The sequence below is a fragment of the Chitinophagales bacterium genome, from assembly GCA_020636535.1.
GTDB lineage: Bacteria > Bacteroidota > Bacteroidia > Chitinophagales > JADIYW01 > JADJSS01.
In genome coordinates this window covers 620695-638109 of the sequence record JACJXT010000011.1, presented here as the reverse complement: position 1 = coordinate 638109, position 17415 = coordinate 620695, and the positions used below count along the sequence as shown (strand labels likewise).

Genomic DNA, 17415 nt, shown 5'->3' with positions numbered 1-17415 from the left:
TCAGACAATAATATGAATACAATTGCCAATAATATAAAACAACGCTTATCACTTCGTGAACCGCTTCAAGATTCACTCGATATTGTAGCTCAACTTTGTCAAGAATTAGAGTTAAAAAAAGAAGTTGATTTAGCAGCAGAATTAGAAAAGGTAAAAGCTCATTTTCCTACTTGTACCGATTTTGAAAGAGATTTTGTTTCTATTGCTTTTTCAATTGCCACAGGTGTAGGTAAAACCCGTTTAATGGGTGCTATTGTGGCTTATTTATACTTACAAAAAGGCGTTAAGAACTTTTTCATTTTAGCTCCCAATCTTACTATTTACGACAAACTCATAGAAGATTTTGGCAATCCTGCCTATCACAAATATGTGTTTAATGGCATATCTGAGTTTGTTCACAACAGACCCGTAGTCATTACAGGCGACAACTATGCACAACAAGGTGCATTATTTTCAGATTCCGAAATCCGCATCAATATTTTCAATATAGCCAAGTTTAATTCCGACAACAGAGGTACAAGACAAGGCGGAGTAAGTTTAGCCCCAAAAATCAAAAGACTATCCGAGTATTTAGGGCAATCGTATTGGGAATATTTATCAGGTTTGGAAGATTTAGTCATTCTAATGGACGAAGCACACCGCTACCACGCAGATGCTTCTAAAAATGCCATCAATGAGCTAAAGCCCATTTTAGGCTTAGAAATGACAGCAACCCCATTTGATGAAAAGGGCAAGCAATTCAAAAACATAGTGTTTGAATATTCCTTAGCCCAAGCCTTGTCAGATGGTAAGTATGTAAAGAACCCGGCTATTGCTACTCGTAAAAATTTCCAAAAAGGCTCTTTAAGTGATCGTGAAGTTGAAATCATCAAATTAGAAGATGCCATAAGCATACACCAAGACACAAAGAACGAATTGGAAATCTATTCCAAAAACAACGAAGTGAAATTGGTGAAACCATTCATTTTGGTAGTTTGTAAAGACATAGCCCACGCTAAAGAAATATACGAACTCATCAATACAGATGCTTTTTATGATGGGCAATACAAAGGCAAAGTGTTACAAATAGATTCATCTACCAAAAAAGAAGAAGATATTGAGCAACAGTTTATTTCCTTAGAAAGTCCAGATAACGAAATAGAAATTGTTATCCATGTAAATATGCTCAAAGAGGGTTGGGATGTTACCAATCTATATACCATTGTGCCACTTCGTGCCGCCAATGCAGGTATTTTGGTAGAACAAACCATTGGTAGAGGGTTAAGATTACCTTATGAGGGCAAACGTACAGGCGTAGATAAAATTGATAAATTAACGGTAGTAGCTCACGAAAACTTCAATGCAGTTATTGAAGCAGCTAATGACCCTAACTCAATTCTAAATAAATTGAGTCAAATTATTTTGTCTGAAGAAGATTTATCTACCAAAACCGTAGTAGTTACCTCTCAGCCAGTAATGGAGCAAACCTTTGTAAAGGAGCAAGAGAAAATTAATGTAATAGCCAACCCACATGACAAGCAAAAGGCACAAAACAACTTAGATGCTAAAAAGGCTATTATCAATGTACTGCCCGATTTTGGAAGTTTACCAGAAGTTCGCAGAGTAGAAGATTTAAGTAAAGAGGAAGTTAAGCGTAAAGTAATTCGGCAAGTAGAAAAAAACCTATCAGAAGGGCAAGGGAATCTATTTGCAGCTCAAATTGTAGCAGAAGCCAAAGAGGTATATGATACAATGGTAACCGAATACAAAAAGAATATCATTGAAATACCACGTATGGACTTAGTGCAAGGCGAAACAAGAGCCGAGTTCAAAACCTTTGATTTAGATATTACAGGATTCAATTTCCAAGCCTTAGAGCAAGAGATTATCCGAATGGGTTTAAAAGATAGGCAAGTAGAAACCCTAAAAGCAAAATCAAGCGGTTCGTATGGCAATCCTATCAAACTCATCATTGCAGAATTAATTGATTACCCAGAAATTGATTATGATGAAAATGCAGAGTTGCTTGTATCATTTAGCCACCCAAGCCTACGAAGCTATCAAAGCCAATATAAGCAACGAAGAAGAATTGCCTTCGGCAATCTTCCAATTCAAAGCAGCCATAGCGGAAAAGGTTTACAATCAAATGAAACAGCACTTTCAGTTGCATTCAGCAGATTATGTTGCCCCAAGAGTATTTCCATTTATACGCATAGAGCAATGGAGTTTTTCATCATTGGTAAATGCAGGCTACAAAGACTATCGAGATATAGTAAGCCCTACAAATATGATTCCTAAATACGTATTTAGAGGTTTTGAAAAAGCCTGTCATTTTGAATACAAGTTTGACAGTAAAGCCGAACAAGATTTAGCCTTTGTATTAGAAAATGATGCCACAGTAATCAAGTGGTTAAGACCAGCACCCAACCAATTTAGAATTTATTGGGATAACAACTCAAAAAGGTATGAACCTGACTTTATTGTAGAAACTGAAAGCACCATTTATATGCTTGAAGTCAAACGTTCAGACCAAACCGAAGAAGAAACCGTATTAGCCAAAAAAGTAGCAGCAGAACGCTACTGTAAATACGCTTCTGAATACACAGCAGAAAATCAAGGTAAAAAGTGGGTGTACTTAATCTTACCTCACAACGAAGTAAGCAGAACAGTAAGTATGAATTATTTAGCAACGAAGTTTAAAGGGTAGAATATGATAGAATTTAAAGGTTCAAAATGGTACAAATGCGACCTGCATTTACACACAACAGCAAGCGAATGTTTTGCTGATAGAGAAGTTACACCCGAACAATGGGTTGATAAAGCTATTGAACAAGGTTTGCATTGTGTAGCAGTTACAGACCATAATACGCCTTTAGGTATAAAAGCAATTCAAGAAGCCGCAAAAGATAAACCGCTTACCATATTCCCTGGAGTGGAGATAACTTGCGATTCAACGAAAATTCATTTATTGATTTTATTTGACCCATCTAAAGGAGAAGAAGAAATCAAAAGTTTTTTAAGCAAATGTGATATAGAACATTCTGTATATGGCGATCAATTGGCTTCAACAAATAAATCAGTTGTGGAGGTTGCAAATATTGTAAGAGATAAATGTAATGCCATAGTTATTCCTGCCCATATAGATGAGTTTTCTGGAATATTTAATTTAAGTCATCAAAATTTAATTGATTTTTATGAGCGTTCTGATATTACAGCAGTTCAAGTAGTTCATAAGGCTTTTTATGAAAATGAAGTTCCTGCTGATTTTCACAGTCAATTAGTTAGCTATTACGGTAATACTAAGAGTACCATTGATATAAATGCTTGGAAAAAACCAGTCGATTTAGCCAAAGAAAAAAATATATCTATCTTAACATTTTCGGATAACCCTCATAAAGCAGGCGATTCTAAACACGGTCTTTGGGGTATTGGCTCTCGTTTCACTTGGATAAAAATGGATGAAACACCATCATTGGAGGGTTTAAGACAAGCATTTCTACTTCCTGAACATAGGGTAATAAATGATTTTGATATTAAAGAAACCGACCCTAATAAGCAACCCGATATTTGGTTTAAAAGCCTTAAAGTAAAGGGTACTGAATTAACCAAAAAGCAAGATTTAGAAATTGACTTTAATCCGCAACTAAATACAATAATAGGTGGTAGAGGTAGCGGTAAATCGAGTATTTTAAGGTTCATTAGAGGGGTTTTCAATAGAGGAGTAAATCTTGCAGATTTTGAAGACCTTTTAAAGGAGCAAAACTTATTTTATAAAAAAGCAGATACATCTCACAAAAAAGAAACGATAGGTGTTTTCGACCTTGATACATCTGTTGTTGAAATAGAAATAGTCCGTAAAGAAGTACTATATAAAATCGTAGCAAGTAAAATAATTTCCGCTTCAAGCCAATTTATAGAAGTCTTTAAATGGATTGATGGTTCTTGGGCTTTAGTAAAAGATGATGATAAGTACCTTTTAGAAATATTTGAATTTGAGCAGTACTCACAAAAACAAATTTACGAGATAGCAAAAAATCCAAATGCTTTACGTGAAAGGATTGATAACGCTATTCCATCAATGCAAGTGTTTTTTGATAAAAAAAATAGAATTAAAAATGAGTTTTTGGAAGCAAGAACCAGTTTTAGAACAAAACAAGCCTCAATCAGTAATAAAACTAAAATCAAAACAGATTTAGAAGACATCAACAATACTTTAAAGGCGATTGATAAATCAGGTATAACTTCAACTATAAAAAGTAAAGATTTATTTATAGAAGATAATAGGTCTTTAACCAAATTTATTGAAAATCTTGATGCTTTAAAATTAGCATTAGATAACGTTAAAATTGACTTTTCACTTAACGAAATCGAAACAGAAAATATACAACCTGAACATAAAACTGAATTAGAAGGCTTGATTACCGCCACTTCTTCTTTGGTTGAGCTACAAGAAAAAGAACTTGATAAAATAATAGAAACGGTAGCAGGTATAAAAGCATCCTTTAAAGATTACATTCAAAAATCGGATTGGCAGAAAGCATTAAACATTCTTAATCAAGAAATTGAAAACAAGAAAAAAAGTCTTTCAGAAACAGAGATAGCATCACTTACTCAATATGAAGAACTTTCATCAAAAGTAGCAGTAAAACAGAAAGAGCTTCAAGTTATTAATGATACGGAGACAGAAATGAAAGAAATACATAACAAATGTAATTTACTTTTAAAGGAATATGTATCCGTTTGTAAGGAGATAACAGAAACACGTTCCACTTTTATTAATAATAATATTAAAGACCCTTACTTGAAAATAGAAATAAAGGGCTTTAGAAATAGAGATGATTTTGAAAGTCAGTTAAGGTCAATAATTAGCAATGAATCTTCCTTTGGTGATGATATTGAAAAACTAAAAACATTATGTTTTACTGGTGTTGTTGAGGATAAAATACTAATTGCTAAAAAGGCACTTTTAGATGCTCATTATAGCGATACTTCATCTGAACATTTTCACGGATTTTTCAAAAATGCCCTGAAAAAATTAAGCCCAAGTCAAATAGATAATATTGAAATCTTTATGCCAGAGGATGATATTATTGTAAAATATAAACCCGAAGGATCATCAGTATTTAAGCCTTTGTCAACAGCATCAGCTGGTCAAAAAACAGCAGCTATTCTAACATTTCTACTTTCTTTTGGAGATGAACCTCTATTGCTCGACCAACCCGAAGATGACCTTGACAATAGATTAGTTTATGATTTAGTTGTAAAGGGCTTAAAGAAAGCAAAGGAGAAAAGACAAATAATAGTTGTTACACACAATGCCAATATTCCTGTAAATGGTGATGCTGAGTACATTCTTTCAATGGATTCAACAACAACAGACATTAAAGTCCTTCATTCAGGAACAGTAGAAAACAGTGCCATTAAGAAAGAAATTTGTGATGTAATGGAAGGAAGCGAAAAAGCATTTCAACTAAGGTCAGAACGCTATAAAACAATATTCTCGTAAATAAAAAATATGATTGCAGCAGGATTAAGATGTACACCGCATAAGGTTTTTTATACCATTATAGAGTTAAAAGAAGATGATTCATTTTCATTGGTTAATCAAGAATTGATTATCCCTAAGTCATTTGACATTCCTAATAAGCTAAAATATATAAGAAAGACTTTATTAGATATATTCAAAGAGTATAATGTAGTTCGTGCTGGAATACGTATTACTGAAAACAATGCCCAGTCCCCTGACTTATTTAGAATAATGTTAGAAGCAGTCATTCAAGAATTAATAGCAAGCAGCAATGTAGAGTACTATTTTACTGGTGTAAAAGGGTCTATTGCTTCCAAATTAGGTATTGGTAATGATGGTGCAATTGGTTTGTTAATTGATGGCTCGCAAGATTATAATAATATTACTGATTGGAAATTATTTTCAAAAGAACATAGAGAATCAATATTAGTAGGTTTTGCTTCAATAACTTTATAATACAAATTTATGCTTGATTATACCCAAACATCATTACACTTCAAAATATTAAAAGATATAGGTCAGGAAGGTAAAAACTCAACCGTTCATATTGCTCACGACAACCAGTTAGACACTGAAATAGTAGTTAAGAAAATAAACAAATCTGATTTCAAGGACGATTCTTTATTCTTTGATGAAGCAAAGATGTTGTATAGCTCAAACCATCCCAATATCGCACCAATTCAGTATTCCTGTCAAGATGAAGATTATATTTACATTACAATGCCTTTGTTTCAAAAAGGCTCATTGAACAGCATAATAGATCAAAGACCTCTCACAGTTGGCGAAATAGTTAAATACAGTATTGATTTTTTAAGTGGCTTACATCATATTCATTCAAAACGATTATTGCATTGCGATATTAAACCGACAAACATTTTAGTATCTGATAGTAATGATGCAATCCTTACTGATTTTGGTTTAGCCCGTTACCTAAATGAAGATGGCTTAACCTTGATTGATAAGTTTTATCATTTTCATAGAGCACCCGAAACAATCCAATCAAATGAAATAAGCCATCACAGCGATATTTTTCAAGCTGGTTTAACAGTATATCGCTTATGTAATGGTAATGCCTTTTTTAAAAGCCAACTGAATAAATTTGCAACTAAAGAGGGTACAATTGATGAAAACAAATTCTTGAAAGCAATTTTTGAAGGTAAGTTTCCTGATAGAAGTGCATATTTACATCATATTCCGCAAACCCTTAGAAATTATATTCGAACAGCTTTACAACCCAATCCTGAGCATCGTTATCAAAACGTATTAGATTTTTTAAATGACCTTGCTAAAATTGAAATATCTCACAACTGGCAAATGATTCCATTAGAGAATGGTTGCACTTGGCAATGTGTAAAAGACGATAAAGAGTATAATATTTCTATAATAGGTAAGGATGATAAAACAGCTGAATTAAAAACTACCAAAAAAGGCTTATTGAGTGCAAAGGAACGTCAGATAAAGGATTATTGCGTAAAAAGCACTACATTTGAAGATGCTTATTCGCTTGTTAAGAAAGCATTAAACAATAATTCGATCTAATTATCGTTAGCTATTAAGATGATGCCAAAGCAGTTAACATATAACAATACACCTTTAAAATCAAGAGAGGAAAACTCTAATTTGATTAAAGGAAGCGTGTATTCTGCTAAAGTAAAACTTCCCAAATCTTTCGATTCAGCCAAAGTATTAAAATCAACTGATTTAGGTAATGGCTATCATATTTTTACCGAACAAGGTAAGAAGAAATAAGACCCACCCAGCCACCGCACAAAACACGGCTTATGCACTCCCACCGCACAATGCCAACGCTTCAGTGCATACTATGGTACTGCCGCCATTTTTAAACTGTCATACTTTTTGTGTGGGCTGTTGCCAACGCTATACAGCACATTGCTTTTTTGTTTAAAGCATTTATTTCTTTAGCGGTAAAAACTAAAAAAGCAAAGAGCTGTTGCCAACCCACACACCCCAAACAAAAAGCCGCTACATTCCAACCACCACCACCATTTCGCTTATGCCAGTATTAAAAATGTCGGAAGCTACATTAACATAATGTGGCATTATAGTACAGCCTTTTCCCCTGCTTGTGCAAGCACCCAACCGCACAGTCTGTCCTATAATAACATTATGTTAAGTATCCAGCACCATAGCTGTCCTTATCAGTCCAGAGCCGTGTTTTAACCAGCCGCACCCACCCTAAGAACCACAATTCCCCACCACCCTTTCAGCGGTCAGAAAAAAAATAAACTATGTTGTTTAGTATCGGCTTTTAGTAGGTACTATTCCGTTTCTCTACATAGCACCCACTAAAGCCTAATTTGCCAGCAAGAGTAGTGCCTTCTCTCCATTCCACGATACCCAACGCACTATTCCATTACGCAATCCGTATGCTTTCCCCAACACAATAAACTTTGCAGAAATGTAAAGATTGCAAAGTTTGCAACCCTGCAAAAGCATACAGTATTGCTCCATTCCACACCCACGCAATCGTTCCATTCCGTTCAGTTACTACACTTGCCACGCACAAGCCAACGCACAAATAAGGTATAGTTTATTTTTTTTCTGGTAGTGTTTACCCCATTGGAATTGAAAATAAGGTGCATCAATTAAGATTAGAATTATAAGAGATATTTTAACAAAAAAGAATAAAAAAGGCAGCAAAAGTAGGTGGTTACAATTGGCCCATCAAGGTCAAGCCCTACGGGTTTTGAAAAAAAAATCTCCACCCTATCGGGTAGTATTTTTTTCTCAAAAACCTTGCTTGTCCAATCTCCACCACCTGATGAGATGGCTTTCTTTTTTTTTCGTTTTTTTCTTTGTCAAAAAATTTTTTGTCAGAGGGGATTTCGGGAGCAAACAAAATCATCTCAAAATGGCAAAATTCTCACTTAAAACGTACAGCCCAAAAGCTCAAATAAACGAACCACATTTCTACATCCTATGCAAAGGAAACAACAGCGGAAAACCACTTTCAGAGCCTTGCCCTAATTGCTTTGTTTTAACCGCCAAAACTGAAGAAGAAAAGCAGTTTTTTTACTCGCTTTGTTTCGGCTTATGGAAGGCAAAATCCTTTGAATATTTTTTAAAAGGTTCTGTTATCCCATTCATTACCATTGGCGATTGCAAACAAGCCATAAATAACGGATTAGAGCAAGCCAAAAACGATTTAAAAGGCTTCAATAAGTCAGTAAAGGCATTAGAAATTTTAGAGCAGCAAGAGAAAAAATACAAAGAAACTTTGCTACTTATCAATGATGCTAAAAGGGCTATTTTTTACCGATACATCAAAAGGAGATAAAAAACCTTTCCTATGGTTGTCTTATGGTTTAGTTACACTTATTTAAACCTTATTTAACCATTATAGGAAAAAAGGTGCAAACGAAAAAAGCCCACTCGATATGAGCAGGCTTTCCCGATTTTCCGAAATCATCTAATCCACTGATGAAGAATTAGAATATCTTGGCTACTTTCATTGCATTACCTTGAGCAAATAAGTAGTAGTTTGAGTTTACTTCCTGATAAAATTCCACAGCCAACACATTAACAACCGACACATCCGCAGAAATAGTAGGAGAACCCGGTAAAGTACTTACAACACTAATCGCACTAGTTACAGCATTTACAGGGAGATACCCTGAATCTTGCACATCTGTTAAGCCGTTTGTAGTACCGTCTTTTGGCTCATAAACTCCAGTCGTACTGTTATATTCAAAATCCGACAATACAGCAATAGCATTGATGATTTTGAAATGAGTAGCACCAGCAGGAATATACATTCTATCCAAAGGATTAAACGAAGCAATATCTAAAGTTGAACTATCCCTCGCAGCAGTTGGAGTAATGGTATAAGGAGCGTTAAAAGCACCATTGAAAGCAGTGTACTTGTTAAACTCAAAACCATCTAAGTATTGAGGAGCAACAGTTACTAAAATTGCTCTTCGACCTCTGGCTTCTGAACCATCTTCCAGATTGATTTTTTTCATTATTGCGGTAATCCTTCCAGTAACTTGGCTATCGCCATTATTACGGATTAAACCTGCAATACTTGTTCTTAAGGATTTACCTGCAATTGCACTTCCGCCAAATTCGTTCATATTTTCACGAGTTCTTTGGAAAGCTGGATCAGTTGCAATTTGTTCAGCAGATGGACCACCTGATAATCCTGCAAAGTCGCCTTGCAGTCCTTTAATTTTGAAATGTCGTACTCCGCCCATTGTGCCAGAGTATCGAACGAGACCTGTTTGTCTTGCCATAATGATACGCTATTTATATGTTGAAAATTTATTGTAAATTTACGCCATAAATAGCTGTTTATCAATTACTTAAATAGTGCAATATGAAGCAATTAGATGTAAGGGGTCAGACCACAATCAAAACCAACTACGAAATAGTAAAAGTTGTAGATGGTGACGGTATAATCGCAAAGAATATAATCTCAAATAAAGAGGAAGAAATACGTTTTTATGGCATTGATGCACCAGAGTTGACCCCTTGCAAAAAACTAAAGCAGGACGAAAGAGAAACTCATTTATCAGGACGTTTCTTGATGGAGCTTGCACACCAGTCTTATGAGTTTTTGAGAACTAAGGCAAAGATTGGAAAGCGGATTACATTAATTCAAGAAGTAGGCAACGAGCAAGACCCATACGGCAGAACTTTGGCTTATGTGGTATTGCCTAACGGCAACACCTTAAACGAAATAATGGTCAAGAACGGCTTTGCAAAGCCTTATGATAAACTTTATTGTTCCGAACTACCAAAGTATCAAGAATTGAATTTGAGGGCTAAAACAAAGAAAAAAGGCTTATATTTGCTCGTAGATAGGTTCTAATTCAACAAAGGCATTTTCTCTTATTTGCCACCAATTTTACAGATTTTGTTGCCTATTTGTTGCCCAATATCCATAACTTATTGATTATCAAGTTAAGTTACTTTTTGTATCGGAAAGTAAAGTAGTATTCTAAATTCAAAAGTTAAGCAAATGAGCTTTAAAGAATACACTAATATGATGGACTTAGCATACCCAAACCAAAAATGAAAAACTTAATATCTTTTTATTTAGGAAGAATCTTAGATTACTCGTCGTCTTCATCTTCTTCATCAGCATCATCATAGTCATCATCATAACTATTGCTACTGCTATCATCTTCTTGGTCAAAATCATCAAAGTCATTGCCAACACCAGATGGAATTTCTTTACTCACTACATCATCAAAATCATCATCGCTGTCATCTTCTTCAATATTATCTACCATTTTTTGTAACTGAGAGCTAACTTTAACCAAATAAGAAATATCATTCACTTCTATTGGTACAGCAGAGACTAACTCTTTTTTAGCATTTACAAACTTAATAATTGCTTTGTTATAACCAAACGGATATTTTTCCGACAAAGCTTGTAGTACCTCATCTGGTACATTCTTGTAATCTACAATAATTTTTTTCTTCACTGGCGGATTGTTTTTACTTTCTATTGTTGCGTTTTTTTGTACTATTGTTTCGTTTTGTTTCGTTGCTTGAGTTTTTGTAGACTCAGTTTTATTTATTGTTTTTGATTTAGTCTGTGTTTCGGTTTTTTTATTATCTGCTTTTTTTGTTTCAACAGCTTTCTTACTTATCACTTTTTTAGGAGTAGCAGTTACTTCTTTTTTCTTAGGTGTTTTTGTAGTTGTTTTTGTAGCCGTAGATTTGCTAGGAGCTTTAGCTGTTTCCATTTTTTTACTAGCCACTTTTTTAGGCGTAACCACAGTTGGTTTCTTAGGTGTAGCTTTTACTGTTTTTTCTTGTACTGATTTTTTTGCTGTAGCTTTTTTAGGCGTAGCAGCTACTTCCTTTTTCTTAGGTGTTTTAGCGGTTGTTTTTGTAGCCGTAGATTTACTAGCTGTTTTGGTAGTTGTAGTAGCTTTCTTATTTGCCACTTTTTTCACTGGCTTAGATGCAGTAGTACTACTTTTCTTTTTTGCAACTGGCGTTGGTTTTTCCACTTTCTCTGATTTCTTCTTCGCATCTGCTTTTTTTGATTTGGAATCTGAAAAAATGGACTTGATTATTTTAGAAATCATAAACAGAGATTTACTCAACAAATATGCAAATCTTTTTCAAAAAAAAAATCTTTTTTCAAAAAAAAATCACAAGCAAATTAATCCATTAAACCATAAGTTAAAGAAGTAATAACATTATAAATTCATAGGAATTAATATTTTAGTACAATTTTTAAATTATGATAGAAACAGATATTTGCATTATAGGTGCTGGACCAGTTGGTTTATTTACAGTTTTTGAAGCAGGATTGTTAAAAATGAGATGCCATTTAGTAGATTATTTACCACAACCAGGCGGTCAGCTTTCCGAAATTTATCCTAAAAAACCCATTTATGATATACCAGGTTTTCCTACAGTTTTAGCACAAGAGTTGGTAGACAATTTAATGGAACAAGCAAAACCATTTGATCCAACATTTACACTAGGCGAAAGAGTAGAAAGCATAGATAAACAAGAAGATGAATCATTTATACTAACAACACATGTAGGTTCTAAAATACATGCTAAAATAATTTGTATTGCTGGTGGACTAGGTGTGTTTGAGCCAAGAAAACCTGCTATTTCAAATATTAATGATTATGAAAATAAAGGTATTGAGTATATGGTGCTTGATCCTGAGAAATTTAGAAATAAGAAAATTGTAATTGCTGGTGGTGGTGATAGTGCTTTGGATTGGACGATGTTTCTAGCAGATATTGCAGAAGAGTTGACTTTAGTACATCGTGGCGAAACCTTTAGAGGTGCACCAGATAGCGTAGATAAATGTAAACAACTAGCAGAAGATGGAAAAATCAATATGGTATTAAACTCAAATGTTACTCACTTACACGGAAACGATGCTTTAGAACGAGTATCTATCACCAATAAAGATGGAGAAGTTACCGACAAAGAAGTACATCACTTTTTAGCATTGTTTGGTTTAAGTCCAAAACTAGGACCAATTGCTAATTGGGGTTTAAATATTGATAAAAATGCCATTCTTGTAGATACTAGAGATTATAGTACTAACATAAAAGGAATTTATGCTATTGGCGATATTAATACTTACGATGGCAAATTAAAATTAATTTTATGCGGATTTCATGAAGCAGCATTGATGTGTCATAGTGCCTCTGAAATGATAAGCGGAAAAAAACCAACTTTAAAATACACCACCGTAAATGGTGTAAATGCTTTTTAATTTATAATTATGGAGAGTATAACTGTATTTGTTCAAGACGAAAACTTCGAGTTTAAACCAATCGAAATTCCTTTAGGTATAGAGTTGAGTTTAATGGAAATTCTTAAAGGAGAAGGTTATCCAATAGAAGCAATTTGTGGCGGAATGGCCCTTTGTGCTACTTGTAGAGTAGAAGTACTCAATAACGAAGAAATTAATCTTTTTGAAGCAACCGATGACGAATTGTGTATTTTAGATACACTTCCATGTAACACAGGAAACTGTAGGTTGTCTTGTCAAATTAAAATTTCAGAACAAATAAACGGACTAAAATTTAGATTGCCACAAGAAGAGTTGGTATAGTTATTTTTTAACTATAATATATTATTCCTTTTGCATTTTATCTTTAGGAATTAAAATATATAGAATCCATTCTACTTTGAAGTAAGTTGCTCTCTTGCCATCATAGTTTATATTAAATTCATATATATAATGTATTGATACTAACTTTATCAAATGCCATTAGTAATAATGTTGTAATAATCAAATTTAAAAAATAGATGCGTAGCTTTGCGTAATTAATGAAAACCAAATCGCACAAAAAAGATAAAGTCAATGTAATAACCTTAGGTTGTTCTAAAAACTTGGTCGATTCTGAAGTACTGATTGCACAGTTACAACACAACGAAATTGATACTACACATCAAGCTGAAGAAGACGATGCCAATATTATTATTATTAATACTTGTGGATTTATAGACAGAGCCAAAGAAGAATCTATCAATACCATACTTGAATATACCGAAGCTAAAAAACATGGCAACATTGATAAACTATATGTAACTGGTTGCTTATCGCATCGATATAAAGACGAATTAAAAGTAGAATTTCCAGAAGTAGACGATTTTTTTGGTACTTTAGAATTACCAAATATCTTAGCAAAATTTAATGCCGATTATAAACACGAATTACTTGGAGAAAGAGTTTTAACTACACCAAATCACTACACTTATTTAAAAATTGCAGAAGGTTGTAATAGAACATGTTCTTTTTGTGCCATTCCAATTATGCGTGGCAATCATGTATCTAAAACCATAGAAGACCTAATTGCAGAAGCCAAAAATTTAGCCAAGCAAGGTGTAAAAGAAATTATGTTAATTGCTCAAGAATTAACTTACTACGGTTTAGACATCTATAAAAAAAGAGCATTGGCAGATTTATTGTATCAATTAAATGAAGTTGATGGTATTGAATGGATTCGTTTGCATTATGCTTATCCTTCTAAATTTCCTTTAGATGTAATTGATGCCATAAAAAATTGTAGTAAAGTGTGTCATTACTTAGATATTCCATTACAACATGCTAACGACAATGTACTAAAGTCTATGCAACGACAAATTACACAAGCAGAAACTAAAGCACTCATTCAAGAAATAAGAACAGCTATTCCAGATATTGCTATTCGTACTACGATGTTGGTTGGTTATCCAAATGAAAGCGAAGCAGATTTTGAAGATTTGTGCCATTTTGTAAAAGAAATGCAATTTGAGCGATTAGGTGTTTTTCAATATTCGCACGAAGAAGGTACAAGTGCTTACGAATTGGAAGACAATATTCCAGACGAAGTAAAAGAAGAACGAGTAGCCATGTTAATGCAAATTCAACAAGATATTTCCTACGAAAAAAATCAAGAGAAGATTGGTAAACGCTATAAAGTTTTAATTGATAGTATAGAAGGCGATTATTTTATAGGAAGAACAGAATACGACTCACCAGAAGTGGATAATGAAGTATTGATTGAAGCTAAAAACAATTATTGTAGAGTAGGCGATTTTTGTACTGTAATCATAGACGATGCTACTGATTTTGATTTATATGGCACAGTAGTTAAATAATAATAATTTTATAATATATTTATAGATAATAGTATTGGATATTTTAATTTCAAAAACTTTAATAATCAATTAAACCAAGTTTGTTCACAACTATTATTGGAATAACTAAATTCGACTAGATTTTTGCACTTGATTTATTCCAAACTGATTTTGGAATTTGTTTTTTTCTTTCCCAAAGCGTCTCTCGTAAGAGGACGCTTAAATACAACAAAGTGTTATAAATTAAAAAATATAAATTATGAAAAAACACAATTTTGGAGCAGGACCATCAATACTACCAGATGAAGTATTTCAACAAGCAGCACAAGCGTGTATAGAAATCAACAACAGTGGTTTGTCGCTATTAGAAATATCGCATCGTAGTAAAATATTTGACGATATATTAGAAGAAACACTACAATTAATTAGAGAACTACTCAATATTTCTAATGATTATGAAGTATTGCTGATGCAAGGTGGAGCCAATATGCAATTTACGCTAGTACCTTATAATTTACTAGCAGAAAATCAAACAGCATGTTATTTAGACACAGGCGTTTGGTCTTCAAAATCAATTAAAGAAGCAGCTTTATTTGGAAATATAAATGTAGTAGCAAGTAGCAAAGATAAAGTGTATAATTATATTCCAAAAAATTATACCATAAATAAAGAAGCAAATTACTTCCATATCACTACAAATAATACCATTTACGGAACTGAAATTCTAGAAGACTTATCTGTAGACATTCCTTTAGTTGCCGACATGAGTTCTGACATTTTTAGTAGACCAATCGACATTAATAAATATGGTTTGATTTACGCTGGAGCTCAAAAAAACCTAGGAAGTGCTGGTGTAACTATGGTTATTATTCGCAAAGATTTGCTACAATATCAACCAAGAGTTAAAGCTACCATTTTCGATTACGATACCTTTGCTAAGAATAACTCGTTGTACAATACACCACCAGTTTTTGCTATTTATACTTGCTTGCTTACACTAAGATGGTTAAAAAACTTAGGTGGATTATCTGAAATGGAAAAACGAAATATTGCTAAAGCTACTTTATTGTATCAAGAAATAGATAGAAATCCACTGTTTAACGGACATGCAGTTGTACAAGACAGAAGCAGAATGAATATTACATTTACTGCAATTAATGAAAGTGTAGAAAAACAGTTTTTAAGTTTTGTAGAATCTTATAATATTCATGGAATTAAAGGTTATAGAACAGTAGGCGGATTTAGAGCATCGTGTTACAATGCATTGCCAATAGAAAGTGTAGCTGTACTAGTAGATGCCATGCAAGCGTTTGAAAAATCATTGTAACCTATATTTCCTTCTGTGTAGATACTGAAATAAGTTCAGCATGGTTTAGAGATGCTACTATATTATTTATTATACTTACTTACAGATGCTGAAACCTACCTGTTCGGAGACAGGCAAGTTCAGCAATAACTAGATGCTTCGCTTCGTTACACTACGCTCAATAGGATAAATAAACAGAAAATTCTTACTACACGATATAGTTACTCAATATTGGTAATGTACTGAAAAATAGTTGGTGCATTTGACAAAAATAATGTTTAGCTTTCTCCAGTTAATCTGAAGAGGATAAAAGCACTGGTGGAGACCAACTTTTTAGCAATAGGATTAATGTATATACAAAAAATGGGTTGATAGATAACTATCAACCTTTTTCATTTTTTGGTATACTTGATGGCTAAAAAAACTCTATTTTTCATTAGATAAATACACATACCATTTGATGAAATTTATTCTATTTTTTAAAGTCAAACCTCTGTGCAAATCAAGATGATTTTTTAGATGGCTAAAATAACCTTCAATTCCATTTGTTGTTCTTGGTATTTTTGGATTTTCTAAATAGTGAAACATATTAGGCAATGCTCTTTTTATTGAGAAGTAGGATCTTCTTAGTAGTTTATGAGTATACCAATACCTTCTAGTTTCTAAGTTAATAGTCTTTTCATTAAGATAGTCTTTGTGTCTTTCATACCATAGCTTTAACTCTCTTGTCCACCATATTTTATCATTCTGTGTTTCTATTTTGAGTAATAGCAAAATATGTTTTCTAAGTTCTTGTCCTGCTATGTGTTTAGGGTATTTAGTAAGCCATAGTAAGCACATTCGTTGAATATGTACCAAGCATCTTTGTATAACTATATTACTGTCAGTATGTTTAATTGCTTTTAATATACTTTTAGCACCATCTGAGGTAATACTTTCTAATTTAATGCCTAAGTGTATTAAATTACTTAAATCTTCCTTAATCTCTTCAAAATGCTCTCCATCTGAAAAACGGATAAGTTGTGTATAGCCATCAAGATTATCTTGATAAGCTATTAAACAGAACTGTGCAAAATAAGTACCGTCCACTCTAAGATTAACTTGTTCTCTTTTTATGATTTTAACCGTGGGCGAACGCTCTAAAATTTTATAAAAGGTTCTTTGTAAGGTGTCTTTTGAATAACCACTATCTCTACATAATGTGTTGTAGGTTTGTCTTTCTATTATCCATTTCTTGAACCATATGAATCGGTTCTTTATTTTTTGTTCTGGTCTATTCCTTGTGAATAATATGCCACAGTTTTTACACTTAAATCTTTGCTTGTTTTGTTGTTTGCCCCAGCATATTACATCTAAACTACTACAGCTCCAACATCGCTTTTTTTTGCCATTTTTTAACAAAGAAAATATTTTATGAAATACATTTCATAAAATATCTAGTTTAACCTTTATTTATAGTACTCTTGATACAATACACCAACTATTTTTCAGTATTATGCCTCAATATTAAAAAAGATTCTTCGCTACA

The 17415-nt window shown here is 33.2% G+C and carries 15 protein-coding genes; 12 read left to right on the top strand and 3 right to left on the bottom strand.

What is annotated here, in order from left to right; translation table 11 throughout:
* Positions 1–12 precede the first annotated feature (12 nt).
* The 7 genes from H6553_03115 to H6553_03085 all read left to right on the top strand — a co-directional run bounded on the left by H6553_03115 (position 13) and on the right by H6553_03085 (position 8804).
* Entirely contained in the window at positions 13–2277 is a 2265-nt protein-coding gene (locus tag H6553_03115; protein ID MCB9032804.1) for a DEAD/DEAH box helicase family protein, read from the top strand.
* Entirely contained in the window at positions 2267–2686 is a 420-nt protein-coding gene (locus H6553_03110) for a hypothetical protein (protein MCB9032803.1), read from the top strand. Before H6553_03115 ends, H6553_03110 begins: the two co-directional genes overlap by 11 nt.
* A 3-nt stretch (positions 2687–2689) precedes the next feature.
* Positions 2690–5485, top strand: coding sequence for a PHP domain-containing protein (locus tag H6553_03105; GenBank protein ID MCB9032802.1), 2796 nt, complete (start codon positions 2690–2692; stop codon positions 5483–5485).
* 9 nt (positions 5486–5494) lie between these two features.
* Positions 5495–5962 carry a hypothetical protein gene (locus tag H6553_03100; protein ID MCB9032801.1) on the top strand — a complete coding sequence of 156 codons (468 nt, stop codon included), beginning with the start codon at positions 5495–5497 and terminating at the stop codon, positions 5960–5962.
* A 9-nt stretch (positions 5963–5971) separates the two neighbouring features.
* Positions 5972–7045, top strand: a complete 1074-nt coding sequence (locus H6553_03095) for a serine/threonine protein kinase (GenBank protein ID MCB9032800.1) — start codon at positions 5972–5974, stop codon at positions 7043–7045.
* Between the two features lie 21 nt (positions 7046–7066).
* Positions 7067–7255 carry a hypothetical protein gene (locus tag H6553_03090; GenBank protein MCB9032799.1) on the top strand — a complete coding sequence of 63 codons (189 nt, stop codon included), beginning with the start codon at positions 7067–7069 and terminating at the stop codon, positions 7253–7255.
* Positions 7256–8183: 928 nt separating this feature from the next.
* Complete coding sequence (locus tag H6553_03085) at positions 8184–8804, top strand: hypothetical protein (protein ID MCB9032798.1); 621 nt, start codon at positions 8184–8186, stop codon at positions 8802–8804.
* Between the two features lie 151 nt (positions 8805–8955).
* Here H6553_03085 and H6553_03080 read toward each other — a convergent pair whose 3' ends face one another.
* On the bottom strand, positions 8956–9759 hold the full coding sequence (locus tag H6553_03080; protein MCB9032797.1) for a hypothetical protein: 804 nt from the start codon (positions 9757–9759) through the stop codon (positions 8956–8958).
* A gap of 83 nt (positions 9760–9842) precedes the next feature.
* Between H6553_03080 and H6553_03075 the strand changes: the two genes are divergently transcribed.
* Positions 9843–10337, top strand: a complete 495-nt coding sequence (locus H6553_03075; GenBank protein ID MCB9032796.1) for a thermonuclease family protein — start codon at positions 9843–9845, stop codon at positions 10335–10337.
* 244 nt (positions 10338–10581) lie between these two features.
* On the opposite strand, the gene H6553_03070 is transcribed toward H6553_03075, so the two are convergent.
* The gene (locus H6553_03070) at positions 10582–10956 is read right to left on the bottom strand and encodes a DNA primase (protein MCB9032795.1); all 375 of its coding nucleotides are present in this window, start codon (positions 10954–10956) and stop codon (positions 10582–10584) included.
* 770 nt (positions 10957–11726) lie between these two features.
* Between H6553_03070 and H6553_03065 the strand changes: the two genes are divergently transcribed.
* The 4 genes from H6553_03065 (at position 11727) to serC (ending at position 15908) form a co-directional block, all read left to right on the top strand.
* Positions 11727–12728, top strand: coding sequence for an NAD(P)/FAD-dependent oxidoreductase (locus H6553_03065; protein ID MCB9032794.1), 1002 nt, complete (start codon positions 11727–11729; stop codon positions 12726–12728).
* A gap of 9 nt (positions 12729–12737) precedes the next feature.
* Positions 12738–13070 (top strand): 2Fe-2S iron-sulfur cluster binding domain-containing protein, encoded by a 333-nt coding sequence (locus H6553_03060; GenBank protein MCB9032793.1) that lies wholly within the window; start codon positions 12738–12740, stop codon positions 13068–13070.
* Positions 13071–13288: 218 nt separating this feature from the next.
* Complete coding sequence (gene rimO / locus H6553_03055; GenBank protein ID MCB9032792.1) at positions 13289–14602, top strand: 30S ribosomal protein S12 methylthiotransferase RimO; 1314 nt, start codon at positions 13289–13291, stop codon at positions 14600–14602.
* 238 nt (positions 14603–14840) lie between these two features.
* Positions 14841–15908 carry a 3-phosphoserine/phosphohydroxythreonine transaminase gene (gene serC, locus H6553_03050; GenBank protein ID MCB9032791.1) on the top strand — a complete coding sequence of 356 codons (1068 nt, stop codon included), beginning with the start codon at positions 14841–14843 and terminating at the stop codon, positions 15906–15908.
* 405 nt (positions 15909–16313) lie between these two features.
* On the opposite strand, the gene H6553_03045 is transcribed toward serC, so the two are convergent.
* The gene (locus H6553_03045) at positions 16314–17297 is read right to left on the bottom strand and encodes a transposase (GenBank protein ID MCB9032790.1); all 984 of its coding nucleotides are present in this window, start codon (positions 17295–17297) and stop codon (positions 16314–16316) included.
* Positions 17298–17415: the final 118 nt, after the last annotated feature.

Coding starts and splice junctions, on each gene's coding strand:
- H6553_03115 (MCB9032804.1), top strand. CDS start 13: ATGAATACAATTGCCAATAATATAAAACAACGCTTATCACTTCGTGAA.
- H6553_03110 (MCB9032803.1), top strand. CDS start 2,267: ATGATTCCTAAATACGTATTTAGAGGTTTTGAAAAAGCCTGTCATTTT.
- H6553_03105 (MCB9032802.1), top strand. CDS start 2,690: ATGATAGAATTTAAAGGTTCAAAATGGTACAAATGCGACCTGCATTTA.
- H6553_03100 (MCB9032801.1), top strand. CDS start 5,495: ATGATTGCAGCAGGATTAAGATGTACACCGCATAAGGTTTTTTATACC.
- H6553_03095 (MCB9032800.1), top strand. CDS start 5,972: ATGCTTGATTATACCCAAACATCATTACACTTCAAAATATTAAAAGAT.
- H6553_03090 (MCB9032799.1), top strand. CDS start 7,067: ATGCCAAAGCAGTTAACATATAACAATACACCTTTAAAATCAAGAGAG.
- H6553_03080 (MCB9032797.1), bottom strand. CDS start 9,759: ATGGCAAGACAAACAGGTCTCGTTCGATACTCTGGCACAATGGGCGGA.
- H6553_03075 (MCB9032796.1), top strand. CDS start 9,843: ATGAAGCAATTAGATGTAAGGGGTCAGACCACAATCAAAACCAACTAC.
- H6553_03065 (MCB9032794.1), top strand. CDS start 11,727: ATGATAGAAACAGATATTTGCATTATAGGTGCTGGACCAGTTGGTTTA.
- H6553_03060 (MCB9032793.1), top strand. CDS start 12,738: ATGGAGAGTATAACTGTATTTGTTCAAGACGAAAACTTCGAGTTTAAA.
- rimO (MCB9032792.1), top strand. CDS start 13,289: ATGAAAACCAAATCGCACAAAAAAGATAAAGTCAATGTAATAACCTTA.
- serC (MCB9032791.1), top strand. CDS start 14,841: ATGAAAAAACACAATTTTGGAGCAGGACCATCAATACTACCAGATGAA.